At 63.3% G+C, this 12,587-nt stretch carries 11 protein-coding genes; 5 read left to right on the plus strand and 6 right to left on the minus strand.

From position 1 onward, the window contains the following. The first annotated feature begins 11 nt into the window (after positions 1-11). The 4 genes from cysS (at position 12) to LCH97_RS00890 (ending at position 4,607) form a co-directional block, all read left to right on the plus strand. Positions 12-1,385: a cysteine--tRNA ligase gene (gene cysS, locus LCH97_RS00875; protein WP_227302946.1), complete on the plus strand. Its 1,374-nt coding sequence runs from the start codon at positions 12-14 to the stop codon at positions 1,383-1,385. Between the two features lie 138 nt (positions 1,386-1,523). Next, entirely contained in the window at positions 1,524-1,739 is a 216-nt protein-coding gene (gene rpmE, locus LCH97_RS00880; RefSeq protein WP_017508844.1) for a 50S ribosomal protein L31, read from the plus strand. Positions 1,740-1,889: 150 nt separating this feature from the next. Beyond that, positions 1,890-2,834 carry a hypothetical protein gene (locus tag LCH97_RS00885; RefSeq protein ID WP_227302947.1) on the plus strand — a complete coding sequence of 315 codons (945 nt, stop codon included), beginning with the start codon at positions 1,890-1,892 and terminating at the stop codon, positions 2,832-2,834. 123 nt (positions 2,835-2,957) lie between these two features. Next, positions 2,958-4,607, plus strand: coding sequence for a glycosyltransferase family 39 protein (locus LCH97_RS00890; protein ID WP_227302948.1), 1,650 nt, complete (start codon positions 2,958-2,960; stop codon positions 4,605-4,607). Between the two features lie 101 nt (positions 4,608-4,708). Here LCH97_RS00890 and LCH97_RS00895 read toward each other — a convergent pair whose 3' ends face one another. Both LCH97_RS00895 and LCH97_RS00900 read right to left on the minus strand, forming a co-directional pair. Then, positions 4,709-6,670 (minus strand): acetoacetate--CoA ligase, encoded by a 1,962-nt coding sequence (locus LCH97_RS00895; RefSeq protein ID WP_227302949.1) that lies wholly within the window; start codon positions 6,668-6,670, stop codon positions 4,709-4,711. An 80-nt stretch (positions 6,671-6,750) separates the two neighbouring features. Next, a complete protein-coding gene (locus LCH97_RS00900; RefSeq protein ID WP_227302950.1) occupies positions 6,751-7,290 on the minus strand; it encodes a VOC family protein in 540 nt (179 codons plus the stop codon). A 149-nt stretch (positions 7,291-7,439) separates the two neighbouring features. On the opposite strand from LCH97_RS00900, the gene LCH97_RS00905 reads away from it, so the two are divergent. Continuing rightward, positions 7,440-8,207 carry an IclR family transcriptional regulator gene (locus LCH97_RS00905; RefSeq protein WP_227302951.1) on the plus strand — a complete coding sequence of 256 codons (768 nt, stop codon included), beginning with the start codon at positions 7,440-7,442 and terminating at the stop codon, positions 8,205-8,207. On the opposite strand, the gene LCH97_RS00910 is transcribed toward LCH97_RS00905, so the two are convergent. The 4 genes from LCH97_RS00910 to LCH97_RS00925 all read right to left on the minus strand — a co-directional run bounded on the left by LCH97_RS00910 (position 8,204) and on the right by LCH97_RS00925 (position 12,455). Beyond that, positions 8,204-9,103: a hydroxymethylglutaryl-CoA lyase gene (locus tag LCH97_RS00910; RefSeq protein WP_227302952.1), complete on the minus strand. Its 900-nt coding sequence runs from the start codon at positions 9,101-9,103 to the stop codon at positions 8,204-8,206. The two genes, LCH97_RS00905 and LCH97_RS00910, sit on opposite strands and share 4 nt — an antisense overlap. Before the next feature lie 44 nt (positions 9,104-9,147). After that, positions 9,148-9,444 carry a hypothetical protein gene (locus tag LCH97_RS00915; protein ID WP_227302953.1) on the minus strand — a complete coding sequence of 99 codons (297 nt, stop codon included), beginning with the start codon at positions 9,442-9,444 and terminating at the stop codon, positions 9,148-9,150. Between the two features lie 47 nt (positions 9,445-9,491). Then, the gene (locus LCH97_RS00920; protein WP_304956722.1) at positions 9,492-11,537 is read right to left on the minus strand and encodes an acetyl/propionyl/methylcrotonyl-CoA carboxylase subunit alpha; all 2,046 of its coding nucleotides are present in this window, start codon (positions 11,535-11,537) and stop codon (positions 9,492-9,494) included. A 132-nt stretch (positions 11,538-11,669) separates the two neighbouring features. Further along, the gene (locus LCH97_RS00925) at positions 11,670-12,455 is read right to left on the minus strand and encodes an enoyl-CoA hydratase/isomerase family protein (RefSeq protein WP_227302954.1); all 786 of its coding nucleotides are present in this window, start codon (positions 12,453-12,455) and stop codon (positions 11,670-11,672) included. Positions 12,456-12,587 lie beyond the last annotated feature (132 nt).

The following is a 12,587-nucleotide window of genomic DNA, read 5'->3' on the forward strand; positions in this document are numbered from 1 at the left end:
GCCAAGTTGTCATGCTCAAGCTCTACAACACACTGACCCGCCAGAAAGAAGAATTCAAACCGCTCGTACCCGGCCAGGTAAAGATGTACGTGTGTGGCATGACTGTCTATGACCTGTGCCATATCGGCCACGCCCGTATGCTCACCGCCTTCGACGTGATCTACCGCTGGTTTGCCGCCAGTAACTACGACGTGACCTATGTGCGCAATATTACCGATATTGACGACAAGATCATCAAGCGTTCTGCCGAGCGTGGCATTAGTGCCGAGGCGCTGGTGGAAGAAACCATCGCCGACATGCACGCCGATACCGAAGCGCTGGGCCTGCTGCGGCCAACCTTCGAGCCGCGTGCCACGCAGCACATTGGCGGCATGCAGGACATCATCAGCAAGCTGATCCACCGTGGCAAGGCCTACCCGGCGCCCAATGGCGACGTGTACTACGCCGTGCGCGAGTTCGACGGCTACGGCAAGCTGTCCGGCAAGACGCTGGAAAGCCTGCGCGCCGGCGAGCGCATCGACGTAGACCCGAACAAGCGCGACCCGTTCGACTTTGTGCTGTGGAAAGCCGCCAAACCGGGCGAGCCACAGTGGCAAAGCCCGTGGGGCGCCGGCCGCCCCGGCTGGCACATCGAGTGCTCGGCCATGAGCTGCCACCACCTGGGTGAGCATTTCGATATTCACGGCGGCGGCGAAGACCTGCAGTTCCCGCACCACGAGAACGAGATCGCGCAGAGCGAAGGCGCACACGGTCACCAGTACGTGAACTACTGGATGCACAACGGCTTTATCAATGTGGATGGCACCAAGATGTCCAAGAGCCTGGGCAACTTCTTCACCATCCGCGACGTGCTGGGCCATTTTGACGGCGAAGTGATCCGCTTCTTTATCGTGCGCAGCCACTACCGCAGTCCGGTGAACTTTACCGACGGCATCCTGAACGACGCCAAGCAGGGTCTGACCCGCTTGTACACCGCACTGCGTGGCCTGGACCTGCCAGCCAGCACCGGCATCGACTGGGCCAACCCGTACGCGGCGCGCTTCAAGGCCGCGATGGACGACGACTTCGGCACCTCCGAAGCCGTATCGGTACTGTTCGAGCTGGCTGGCGAGGTGAACAAGAGCAAAGACCTGGCGCTGGCGCGCCTGCTGAAAGACCTGGGCGGCGTGCTGGGCCTGTTGCAGCGCGACCCGGAAGCTTTCCTGCAAGGCGATAGCGCCGAGGGCGGTCTGAGCGCCGAACAAGTCGAGGCGCTGATCCAGGCGCGCAAGGACGCACGCGCCGCCAAAAATTGGGCCGAGTCCGACCGCATTCGCGACGAACTGACCGCCGCCGGCATCGTGCTGGAAGACAGTGCCGGCGCCACAACCTGGCGCCGTGCCTGAGTCGAAACCGCGCTGCCCATAGCAGGAAAGGTTGGCCGCGGCCAGCTTTTCCTTGCCAATGGCCGTTTTAGTCTGGATAATCACGCGTTTTGAAGAAGTACAGGCAAAACCCCTGTACCCGAGTTAAAAGGAAAAGCCATGCAAGCCGATATTCAGCCGAACTACAAAGAAGTAGCCGTTACCTGCTCCTGCGGTAACCAGTTCACCACCAAGTCCACCATGGCTAAAGACGCCTTCCACATTGAAGTGTGCTCCCAGTGCCACCCGTTCTACACCGGTAAACAGAAGATCGTTGATACCGCTGGTCGCGTTGATCGCTTCAACCAGAAGTTCGGCAGCTTCTTCAAGCGCTAATTACCGCTTGCAAGATGGACATAAAGGCAGCTTCGGCTGCCTTTTTTCATGCCTGTGCGCCGCTACCCGCCTTGCCTTGGCTGAAATGTCAGCTACCGGGGGCGGGCATATCGTCTACACTATGCCGGTTTACTTTTTCGAGCCTGTTAGATGATGCCCGTCAATATCGTGTACCTGTCGCACGGCAGCCGCAAATATCACGACCAGACCCGTTTTTCGGTACTGACCCTGCTGCATCTGCTGCTGCAACAACAGCGCGATGATATCCGTATCGTGGTGTACACCGACGATGCCCGCGAAGTACCGCAGCACCCGTTGATTCAGGCTATCGTCCTGCAGCGCGCCGAGTTGGCCGCATTCCGTGGCCCGTTTGATTACGTGCATCGCATCAAGCTGAATGTGCTGCGCCGTGCCAGCGCCGAGCTGGACGGCCCGCTACTGTATGTAGACTGCGACACCCGTTGGCTGCATCTGCCGGACAACATCTTCAGCCGCCTGCGCGGCGACGGCGGCCAGGCCCCGCTGTGTTGCATGCACGTGCCAGAGGGCGCGTTTTCGCCAGCGTTCTTCCCGGATTATCACCGTTATGTGCAGCAAAAGCAGGCGCAGCTGCAGCAGCTGGGCATTGCCGATACCTCGCGGCTGCTGATGTGGAACGCCGGTGCCATTGGCGTGCCGGCAGGCAGTACCGTTTTCTTTGATGACGTGATTCGTGTCAGCGATTATCTGTTTACCCGTGTGGTGCCGCGCAATTGGGTAGAGCAGTTTGCCCTGTCGCTGGTGGCTTGCAGCCGCTACGAGATGGTGGCGCTGGACGCCGCCTTGCATCATTACTGGAACTACAGCTACGAAGCACCGCTGTATCTGGCCAGCTTCTTTGCCGCGCAGCCGCCTGGTTTGTCGGTACCACAGCTGGCGGCGGCGTGCGCCCGGCACGACTGGCGCGAAGACGAGCTCAAACGCCTGCAGGCCGCGCCCGAGCACAAGCGCCAGCGCCGCCGTAACAAGCTGCGTAACTCGCTGCAAAAGCGCCGTATCGACCTGAAAATTGCCATCGCCCGCCTGGGTTTGCGCCTGCGTGGCCAGCTAGGCTAGCCCGGCAAGCCGTTTGCCCGCCCGCGCCACGCTGCTTGCCGCGTGGCGTTTGTTTTGCCTGCTAGGTGCAGGCGGCGATTATCACTACAATGTCGGCTTACTCTCTCTTGGTCATTTCCGCGCATGCTGACTTATTCCGCGCAAAGCCAGGTTGCCGCCCGGCCTACCGAAAAACCCTGGGTACTGTTGCTGCTGTGTTTTGTCTGGCTGTGGCCAGGCATTTTGGGGCATACCCCCTGGAAGCCGGACGAGCCTTACGTCACTGCCGTGGTGCAGGGCTTTGTTGCCGGTGGCCACTGGCTGCTGCCCGCCATCGACGGCCAACCTTATCTGGAAAACTCGCCGCTGTACTATTGGCTTGCTGCGGGTCTGGCGCGTTTGCTGTCACCGTGGTTGCTGCCGTTGCACGATGCGGCACGGCTGGCCACGCCACTATTCATGGCGGTGGCGCTGGCGTTTGCCGGTGGCATCGGGCGCGAGCTGATCGGCCGCCGCCACGGCCGCAGTGTGGTGATGATCCTGATCGGTTGCCTGGGGTTGATCGTTACCGGGCATGAAATGAACCCGATCGTGGCGGGCTTCGCCGGCTTTTCGGCGGCGCTGTACGCCATGGTACTCAGCCGCCGCGCCCCGGCGCTGGCTGGCGCGCTGCTGGGCGCGGCCAGCGTGGTGGTATTCCTGTCGACCAACCTGCTGCAGCTGATACTGGTGTGGAGTGTGGCGCTGCTGCTGCCTGCCTTTGCCAGCTGGCGTAACAAGCGCTATGCCATCACCCTGGTTATGGCGCTGTTGTTTGCCTTGCCTTTGCTGATGGTGTGGCCGTGGGCACTCTATAAAAACTACCCGCTGGTATTCCAGCAGTGGTGGCAGGCTTACGCGCTGGGGCCGCTGCATGGTTTTGGCGGTATCGGCCTGTTTCATGAGCTGGGCTACTACCCCAAGCTGGTGCTGTGGTACGCCTGGCCTGCCTGGCCGCTTGCGGCGTGGGCGCTATGGAAAAACCGCCGTTACGAGCTGCCGATGCTGCAGCTGCCTTTGCTGAGCTTTGCGGTCTTGCTGTTGCTGCTGACCTTCTCCAACAACAGTCACACGGAAGAGGCCATGCCGCTGCTATTGCCGCTGGCGGTGCTGGCTGCGGTCGAGCTCGATAGCCTGCGCCGTGGTGCAGCAGCTTTCCTGAACTGGTTTGGCCTGATGGCGTTTGGCTTTTTTGCCTTGCTGGTGTGGCTGGGCTGGGCGGCCATGAACTTTGGCTGGCCGGCCAGGTTGGCCGCACGCGCCGAGTATTTCAGCCCTTACTACACGCCGCAGGTTTCGCTGCTGGCCGTGCTGCTGGCGCTGCTGGCGACGGCGGTGTGGGTGTGGGCTGTCACGCGGCGCCATTTGCGCGGCCGCCAGGCCATTACCAACTGGGCAGCCGGCTTGTCGCTGTTGTGGGGCTTGCTGCTAACGCTGTGGCTGCCGTTTCTGGACGCGGCCAAAAGCTACCAGCCGGTGGTGACAGGCATGATGAAAGCCATGCCGGCAGGGGATAAATGCGTGGCGATAGACGAGCGCCAGATGATGGCGCGGGTCAGCTGGCAATATTATGCGCAGCTGCGTCTGAAGCCGGTGGCGGCAGGGCAAGCCCTGCCGTGCACGCTGCAGCTGGTGGTAGGGGACAAAGACCAGGCACCCCGCTACGATGGCTGGCAGCTGCGCTGGCAGGGTAGCCGCCCGCGCGACAAGCACGAGGTGTACTACCTGCTGCAGCGCGTGCCGGCAGCGCATTAAGTTTGCGCTAGGGCGCTGTCAGTAAAAGCCAAGGCCACCGCATGCGGTGGCCTTGGCTTTGTGGCGGTTGCGGTCAAGCTGGGTTGGCCGCAGGCTACGTGCTAGCTTTGCAGCTCGGGTAGCTTGGCGAACAGTTGCAGCGCGTCTGGGTTGGCTAGCGCGCTCAGGTTGTTGACCGGTTCGTCGTGAATCACGTTTTTCACCGCCAGCTCGACGATCTTGCCGCTGATGGTTTTGGGGATGTCGGCGACGGCAATGATCTTGGCCGGTACGTGGCGCGGGCTGGCACCATTCTTGATTTTGTCCTTGATCATGGCGGTCAGCTCGCTATCCAGTACCTGCCCGTCGCGCAGCTTCACAAACAGCACGACGCGCTCGTCGTCCTGCCAACGCTGGCCTACCACGATGCTTTCCAGTACTTGCGGGAAGGTTTCTACCTGGCGGTAAATTTCCGCAGTGCCGATGCGTACGCCGCCAGGGTTCAGTACCGCGTCGGAGCGGCCGTAGATCACCATGCCGCCATGTGCGGTAAGTTCGGCGTAGTCGCCGTGACACCACACATCGGCAAAGCGGTCAAAGTAGGCCTTGCGGTACTTTTCGCCGCTGTCATCGCCCCAGAAGCCTACCGGCATGGACGGGAACGGCTTGGTGCATACCAGCTCGCCTTTTTCACCCTGTACCGGCTGGCCGTGGTCGTTACGGATTTCCACCGCCATGCCCAAGCCGCGGCATTGCAGCTCGCCACGGTAAACCGGCAAGGCGGCGCAGCCTAGCGCAAAGCACGACACGATATCGGTGCCGCCCGAGATGGACGCCAGATTCATATCCGCCTTGATGGCCTGATAAGCCCAGTCGAAGCTTTCTGCTACCAGCGGCGAGCCGGTAGAGAACACGGCGCGCAGGCTGGACAGGTCGTAATGCTGGCGTGGCTGCAGGTCGATTTTCTTCAGGCCGTCGATGTACTTGGCCGAAGTGCCAAAATGGCTGCAACGGTAAGCCTGCGCGTACTCCCACAGGATATGGCCGCCCTTGGCAAACGGCGAGCCGTCGTACAGCATCAGCGTGGCACCACTACCCAGGCCGGACACCAGCCAGTTCCACATCATCCAGCCGCAGGTGGTGAAGTAGAACAGGCGGTCGCCCGCGTGGATGTCGGCGTGCAGCTGGTGTTCTTTCAGGTGCTGCAGCAAGGTGCCGCCGTGGCCATGCACGATGCACTTGGGCTTGCCGGTGGTACCGCTGGAGTACAGGATGAACAAGGGGTGGTTGAAGGGCACACGCGCAAAAGTCAGCTCGCGTGCCACAAAGCCCTGCAGGAAACCATCCAGCGTGCTGGCCTGCGGCAGGTTGGCCGCAAAAGCGTCGGCCTCGCCCAGATAGGGCACCACCACGATTTTTTCTACCGATGGCAAGCCGGCGGCGATGACGCGCATCTTGTCCAGGATCTGCACCTGCTTGCCGTTGTACCAGTAGCCATCGGGGCAGAACAGGATGCGTGGCGCGGTCTGGCCAAAGCGGTCTATGGCACCGTCGGTGCCGAAGTCCGGCGAGCAGCTGGTCCACACCGCGCCCAGGCTGGTGGCGGCCAGCATGGCGGCCAGCGTTTCCGGCATATTGGGCATATAGCCGGCAATGCGGTCACCACGCTGGATGCCGTGTTCCTTCATGGCTTGCTGCAGCCGGGATACCAGGTCGTTCAGCTCCCACCAGCTCAGCTCGCGTTTGACCTTGTCTTCGCCCCAGAACGTTACCGCCAGCGCGTCGTCTTTGCGGCGCAGCATGTTCTCGGCGTAGTTCAGCGCGGCTTCGGGAAAAAAGCGTGCCTCGCGCATGCCGCCCGGCTGCTGCAGCGCGATACCGCCTTTGCTGCCCAGTACGCCGCTGTAATCCCACACCTGGTTCCAGAAGCGGTCTGGCCGGTCTACGCTGGCCTGCCACAGGCTGTGGTAGTCGGCATACTCGGTGCCGTCCAGCGTGGACATCAGTTTGCCAAAAGCAGCCAGGTGGGTGGCGGCTGCGCGGCCAGCAGCGGGCTGCCAGATCGGGGTATCCGGGGCGTGCATGGGTGGGTCTCCTCTACGTCGTGTTATTCCGGCGGTATCGTTATATGTAGTGTACGACGACGGCTTATGCCGCAACAGGCTTAGTCTTCCTTATAGCTGCCGTCGTGCATCCAGCGGGCGTGCTGCGGGGCTTTGCGCGTGGTGGCCCATTCGTTGAGCATGTCCCACTTGGCTTCGTCCAGCAGCTGCATCATGCGCGGCGTGCCGCTATTGCAGGCCAGCTCCAGGCGGTGGCCGTTGGGGTCGAAGAAATAGATGCTCTGGAAAATAGTGTGGTTGGTGGGGCCGATCACCTTGATACCGGCCGCCTCCAGCCGTGCTTTGGTGGCCAGCAGGGTGTCCATGTCGGCTACTTCCAGCGCCAGGTGCTGCACCCAGGCCGGGGTATTCGGGTCACGGCCCATTTCCGGGCTGTTGGGCAGCTCGAAGAAGGCCAGGATATTGCCCTGGCCTGCGTCCAGGAACACGTGCATGTAGGGGTCCGGCTGCTTGGTGGACGGTACTTCGTTTTCGGCAATGGCCAGCACGAACTTCATGTCGAGGTGTTTTACATACCACTCGACGGTTTCTTTGGCGTCTTTGCAGCGGTAGGCCACGTGGTGGATTTTCTGGATCAGCATGGTGTTGTCTCCGTGTGCGGGGCAGCGATGGCTGCATGGCCTGAACCATACTGCAATGTTAAATATTGCTCAACAAGTTTGATATTAACAAACTCGATCCGGGCGGCAGCAATGCTACACTGTGGCGATACTGACTTGCTTTTATCGTTATGGACGCAGAAAAAGACGCCCGCCGCGGCATTCAATCGATCGAGGTGGGCGGCACCCTGTTGCAAGCGCTGGTGCGCGCCGGTACACCGATGATGCTGAAAGACCTGGCGCGCGATGCCGGCATGCCGCCGGCCAAAGCGCACCCTTACCTGGTGAGCTTCGGCAAGCTGGGCCTGGTGGAACAAGACGCCGTAACCGGCCAGTACCGGCTGGGCAGCTTTGCACTGCAAATGGGCCTGACCGCCCTGCACGAGCTGGATGCGGTCAAGATCGCCAGCGACGCCGCCACCCGGCTGGCGCTGGACATCAACCAGAACGTGGCGCTGGCGGTGTGGGGCAACCACGGGCCTACCGTGGTGCGCATCGTGGAGTGCAACCGCATCGTGCACATCAATATGCGCACCGGCAGCGTGATGTCGGTGCTGGATTCGGCTACCGGCCGCGTGTTTGCCGCCTGGCTGCCGGCCGAGCTGACACGCGCCGTAATAGAAAGCGAGCTGGCGCACAAGCCGCCAGGGCAGCAGCCCGAGCTGGCGGCTACCCTGGCCGAGGTACGCGAGCACGGCATGGCGCGTGCGGTAGGCTACCCGCTGCCGGGTATCAATGCGCTGTCGGCACCGGTGTTTGACAGTAGCGGCCAACTGGCGCTGGTGATGACCACGCTGGGCCCCGCTGCCGCTTTCGACGCGGCTTGGGATGGCCCGTTGGCGCAGGCGTTGGCGGCCTGCGCCGCCGCTACCTCGCGCAGCCTGGGCTACCACGGCTAGGCCGCCAGCCCCCGGCCACGCGCCTTGGCGTAGCGCGAGCCAGGCTCGCGACCCAGCGCATCGGCGATAAACCATGCGGCATCGGCTACGCGGTTAATGTCTACCCCGGTGTGATAACCCAGGCCGTGCAGCAGATAGAGTACGTCTTCGGTGGCCACATTGCCCGATGCGCCCTTGGCGTACGGGCAGCCACCCAGGCCGGACACCGAGCTGTCGAAGGTGCGCACGCCGGCTTGCAGCGCGGTGTGGATGTTGGCGATGGCCATGCCGTAGGTATCGTGGAAGTGGCCGGCCAGCTTGGCTACCGGTACCTGTTCGCTTACCGCGTCCAGCATGGCGGTTACTTTATCCGGCGTGCCCACGCCGATAGTGTCGCCCAGCGAAATCTCGTAACAGCCCATGTCGTACAGCGCGCTGGCCACCTCGGCCACCTTGCGCGGTGCGATGGCGCCTTCGTAGGGGCAGCCCACCACGCACGACACGTAGCCGCGTACGCGCACGTTGGCCGCCACCGCGCGCTGCATCACCGATTCGAAGCGCTGCAGGCTCTCCGAGATGCTGGCGTTGATATTTTTCTGGCTAAAGGCCTCGCTGGCAGCACCAAACACGGCAATCTCGCGCACGCCGGCAGCCAGCGCCGCGTCCAGGCCCTTGTCGTTGGGCACCAGCACCGGGTAGTTCACCGTGCCGTCCAGCGGCAGCGCTTGCAGCACCTCGGCGCTATCGGCCATCTGCGGCACCCACTTCGGCGACACAAACGCGCCGGCTTCGATGTTCAGCAGGCCGCTGGCGGCCAGGCTTTGAATCAGCTCGACCTTTACCGCTAGCGGCACGGTCTGTTTTTCGTTTTGCAGCCCGTCACGCGGGCCGACTTCCACAATCTTCACGTGTGTCATGCCGATTTTCCTCCATGCACCCATTGCTGACGGGCGCAGATATTTCAATAGCGGCTGCGGTAGCCGAAGCGAGCCAGCCACAAGCCGGCCGCGATCCAGCCCGCGCGCACAAGCAGCCGCGCCAAGCCGGGCGGGGCGACCCAGCACATCAGATGGATAAAGCTGCCGAGTGCACCTAGTCGCCTCGGCCACGCCGGGTCGGGTGGCAGCAGCTGCAACCACCCCCACAGCCCGGCGTTTGGCGGTCTGGCATCCCAGGCCTGCCAGAGTGCAAACAGGTGGTAAGCCGCCAAAGCCAGGCCGGCCAAGGTAACTAGCCAGCCAAAGGTATATCGGGTCATAGGGTTGGCAAGGCGATGATGATGCTCACCATGTTAACCCAACAGCATTAGTCCGCCTCGAAATCCACCAGCTCGTCGCCGTCGCCAACCTGCTCGCCGGCGGCAAAGTAGAACGCCTTCACCACGCCGTCGGCCGGGGCGGTGATGGTGTGTTCCATCTTCATTGCCTCCAGGATCAGCAGCGGCTCGCCCTTGGCGATGCGGGCGCCAGCGCTCGCCACCAGTGCCACCACGCGGCCCGGCATCGGTGCCTTGAGGTGGGTTTCGCCGTGCACGCCGCCTTCGGTAAAGGCGTACGGGTCCACGTAGTCCAGCGCCACGCGTTCGCCGTCGGCAAACAGCACGCGCTGGCGGCCGTGGCGTACCACGGTGGCGGCCAGTTGCTTGCCGTCCAGCGTCACGCGCAGGGTATGGCCGTGCAGGCTGGCTTGGGCGTGCAGCGTGCTGCCGGCGGCGGCGATGCGGTAGCCGTCGGCACTGTGTTGCAGCGTCACGCTGTGGCGGGTATCACCCTGCTCGAAGCGGATGCCGCGGGTGTGGCTGCCGTTCAGGCGCCAGCCGGCTAGCGTGGCAAAAGCCTCATCGCCACCTGCCTGGCTGGCCAGTACTTCGGCCAGCGCCAGCAGGGCGAGCTGTGTCGCGCTTGGCGCGGCCGGGGCGGGCAGCAGGCTGTCGTGGTGGCGTGCTATCAGGCCGGTGTCCACATTGCCGCTGGCAAAGTCCACGTTGGCCGCAATACGGCGCAGGAAGCGGATATTGGTGGTGACGCCCACAACCTGGTAGGCGGCCAGCGCGGCGTCCAGCTGCTGTAGCGCGGCTTCGCGGCTTTCGCCCCACACGATCAGCTTGGCGATCATCGGGTCGTAGAACGGGCTGATGCTGTCGCCCTGCAGCACGCCGGTATCCACGCGCACGTTGCAGCTTTCCTGCGGCGGCACCAGGTGCACCAGCGTGCCGGTGGCCGGCAGGAAGCCCTTGTCAGGGTCTTCGGCGTAGATGCGCGCCTCGATACTGTGGCCGCGAATCTGCAGCTGGTTTTGTGCCAGCGGCAAAGCTTGGCCGCAGGCCACTTTCAGCTGCCACGCTACCAGGTCCTGGCCGGTGATCATCTCGGTGACCGGGTGTTCTACCTGCAGGCGGGTGTTCATTTCCATGAAGTAGAACTGGCCGCTGTTGACGTCCATGATGAACTCGACGGTGCCGGCGCCCACGTAGCCGACGGCGCGGGCAGCGGCCACGGCGGCCTCGCCCATGGCGCGGCGGGTATCGGCCGGCAGGTGCGGGGCCGGCGCTTCTTCCAGCACTTTCTGGTGGCGGCGCTGTACCGAGCAGTCGCGTTCGAACAGATAAACGCAGCCGCCCAGGCTATCGGCAAACACCTGGATTTCCACGTGGCGCGGGCGGGTCAGGTATTTTTCTACCAGCACCTTGTCGTCGCCGAAGCTGGCACGCGCCTCGCGCTGGCAGCTAGCCAGCGCGGCCTCGAAGTCCGCACTTTTTTCCACGATGCGCATGCCTTTGCCGCCACCGCCGGCGCTGGCTTTAATCAGTACCGGGTAGCCCATGGCGTCGGCTTGCGCCTGCAGGAAGGCGGGTGCCTGTTCGTCGCCGTGGTAGCCGGGTACCAGCGGTACGCCGGCTTTTTCCATCAGCGCCTTGGCGGCCGACTTGCTGCCCATGGCGGCAATGGCGCTGGCCGGCGGGCCGATGAAGGCGATGCCGGCCGCTTCGCAGGCGGCGGCGAAGTCTTCGTTTTCGGACAAAAAGCCGTAGCCGGGGTGCACGGCCTGGGCGCCGCTTTGGCGGGCGATATCTAGGATCAGCTCGGCTTTCAGGTACGACTCGGCGGCCGGGGCCGGGCCCAAGCGCCAGGCTTCGTCGGCCAGCTTGACAAAGCGGGCGCCTGCATCGGCGTCGGAGTACACCGCCACGGTGCGGATACCCATGGCGCGGGCGGTCTTGATGACGCGGCAGGCAATCTCGCCGCGGTTGGCAATGAGGATCTTGCTGAACATGGTGCGGTTTACCTCGGGGGCGGCCGGCGAAGGGTTGGCCGCAACGCGGCTGGCGCAAGGGGTAGGGTAGGCGTGCATGGTGTGTCCTGTCTGGCCACGAAGCCCACGCAAGTCACGGCTGGCGGGTGCCACGCGCGCCTGTCAGGCCGCGCAGCCTGCGCTGCGCTGGCGCGCTTGTCCGTGTCTTGCGTGTGCTTCCGTGGCGAAAAGTCATTGCCAGCTAGGCGGACGCTTCTCGAAAAAGGCGGCCAGGCCTTCGCGGGCTTCGTCGGTAATACGGATGGCAGCAATGCGGTGCGCGGTGTCCGACAGCAGCTCGTCATCCAGCGGCGAGCTGTCGTGCAGGCAACCCAGCAGCTCTTTGGCGGCGGCCAGTGCGTGCGGTGCGCCTTTACCCAGCTCGGCGGCGATCTCGGCGATGCGGCTATCCAGCGCGTCCTCGGCTACCACTTCGTGCACCAGGCCGATGCGCAGCGCGGTGGCGGCGTCGATGCGCTCGGCGCTCAGGAAGTAACGGCGTGCCTGGCGCCAGCCGATGGCGTCGGCCACGTAGGGGCCGATGGTGGCCGGGATCAGGCCCAGCCGCACTTCGGTGAGCGCAAAGCGGGCGGCGTCGGTGGCTACTGCGATGTCGCACACGGCGGTGAGGCCGGTGCCGCCGGCCAGCGCGGCGCCGTGAATGCGGGCGATCACCGGCTTCTTGCTGCGGTAGATGCCCTTCAGCATGGCGGCCAACTTGTTGGCGTCTTCCAGGTTTTGCGCTTCGGTGTAGCCGGCTGCGCGGCGCATCCAGTCCAGGTCGGCGCCAGCGGAGAAGCTTTTGCCGTGGCCGGCCAGTACGATCACGCGCACGGTGTCGTCACGGTTCAGCTCGCGGAAAGCGGTGCTGAGGTCGGCGATGAGGTGTTCGTTCATCGCGTTGTGCAGCTCGGGGCGGTTCATCCAGACGGTGGCCACCTGGCCGCTGCGGGTGATTTCCAAAGTGCTGTAATTCATTTGAAAACCCTTTCATTTTTTGCCTGTAGAAGACACAGAAAAACCTGGTTCTTTGCCACGAAACCCACAAAAGCACACGAAAAAATCAAAGCAAACTGTCGCTCGGGTTTGGTTGATGATTCCCTTGGGGCT

This window comes from Vogesella sp. XCS3, assembly GCF_020616155.1.
In the GTDB taxonomy this organism is placed as follows: domain Bacteria; phylum Pseudomonadota; class Gammaproteobacteria; order Burkholderiales; family Chromobacteriaceae; genus Vogesella.

Excerpts from the sequence above, each read along its gene's own strand:
- cysS (WP_227302946.1), top strand. The coding sequence starts at position 12 with ATGCTCAAGCTCTACAACACACTGACCCGCCAGAAAGAAGAATTCAAA.
- rpmE (WP_017508844.1), top strand. The coding sequence starts at position 1,524 with ATGCAAGCCGATATTCAGCCGAACTACAAAGAAGTAGCCGTTACCTGC.
- LCH97_RS00885 (WP_227302947.1), top strand. The coding sequence starts at position 1,890 with ATGATGCCCGTCAATATCGTGTACCTGTCGCACGGCAGCCGCAAATAT.
- LCH97_RS00890 (WP_227302948.1), top strand. The coding sequence starts at position 2,958 with ATGCTGACTTATTCCGCGCAAAGCCAGGTTGCCGCCCGGCCTACCGAA.
- LCH97_RS00895 (WP_227302949.1), bottom strand. The coding sequence starts at position 6,670 with ATGCACGCCCCGGATACCCCGATCTGGCAGCCCGCTGCTGGCCGCGCA.
- LCH97_RS00900 (WP_227302950.1), bottom strand. The coding sequence starts at position 7,290 with ATGCTGATCCAGAAAATCCACCACGTGGCCTACCGCTGCAAAGACGCC.
- LCH97_RS00905 (WP_227302951.1), top strand. The coding sequence starts at position 7,440 with ATGGACGCAGAAAAAGACGCCCGCCGCGGCATTCAATCGATCGAGGTG.
- LCH97_RS00910 (WP_227302952.1), bottom strand. The coding sequence starts at position 9,103 with ATGACACACGTGAAGATTGTGGAAGTCGGCCCGCGTGACGGGCTGCAA.
- LCH97_RS00915 (WP_227302953.1), bottom strand. The coding sequence starts at position 9,444 with ATGACCCGATATACCTTTGGCTGGCTAGTTACCTTGGCCGGCCTGGCT.
- LCH97_RS00920 (WP_304956722.1), bottom strand. The coding sequence starts at position 11,537 with ATGCACGCCTACCCTACCCCTTGCGCCAGCCGCGTTGCGGCCAACCCT.
- LCH97_RS00925 (WP_227302954.1), bottom strand. The coding sequence starts at position 12,455 with ATGAATTACAGCACTTTGGAAATCACCCGCAGCGGCCAGGTGGCCACC.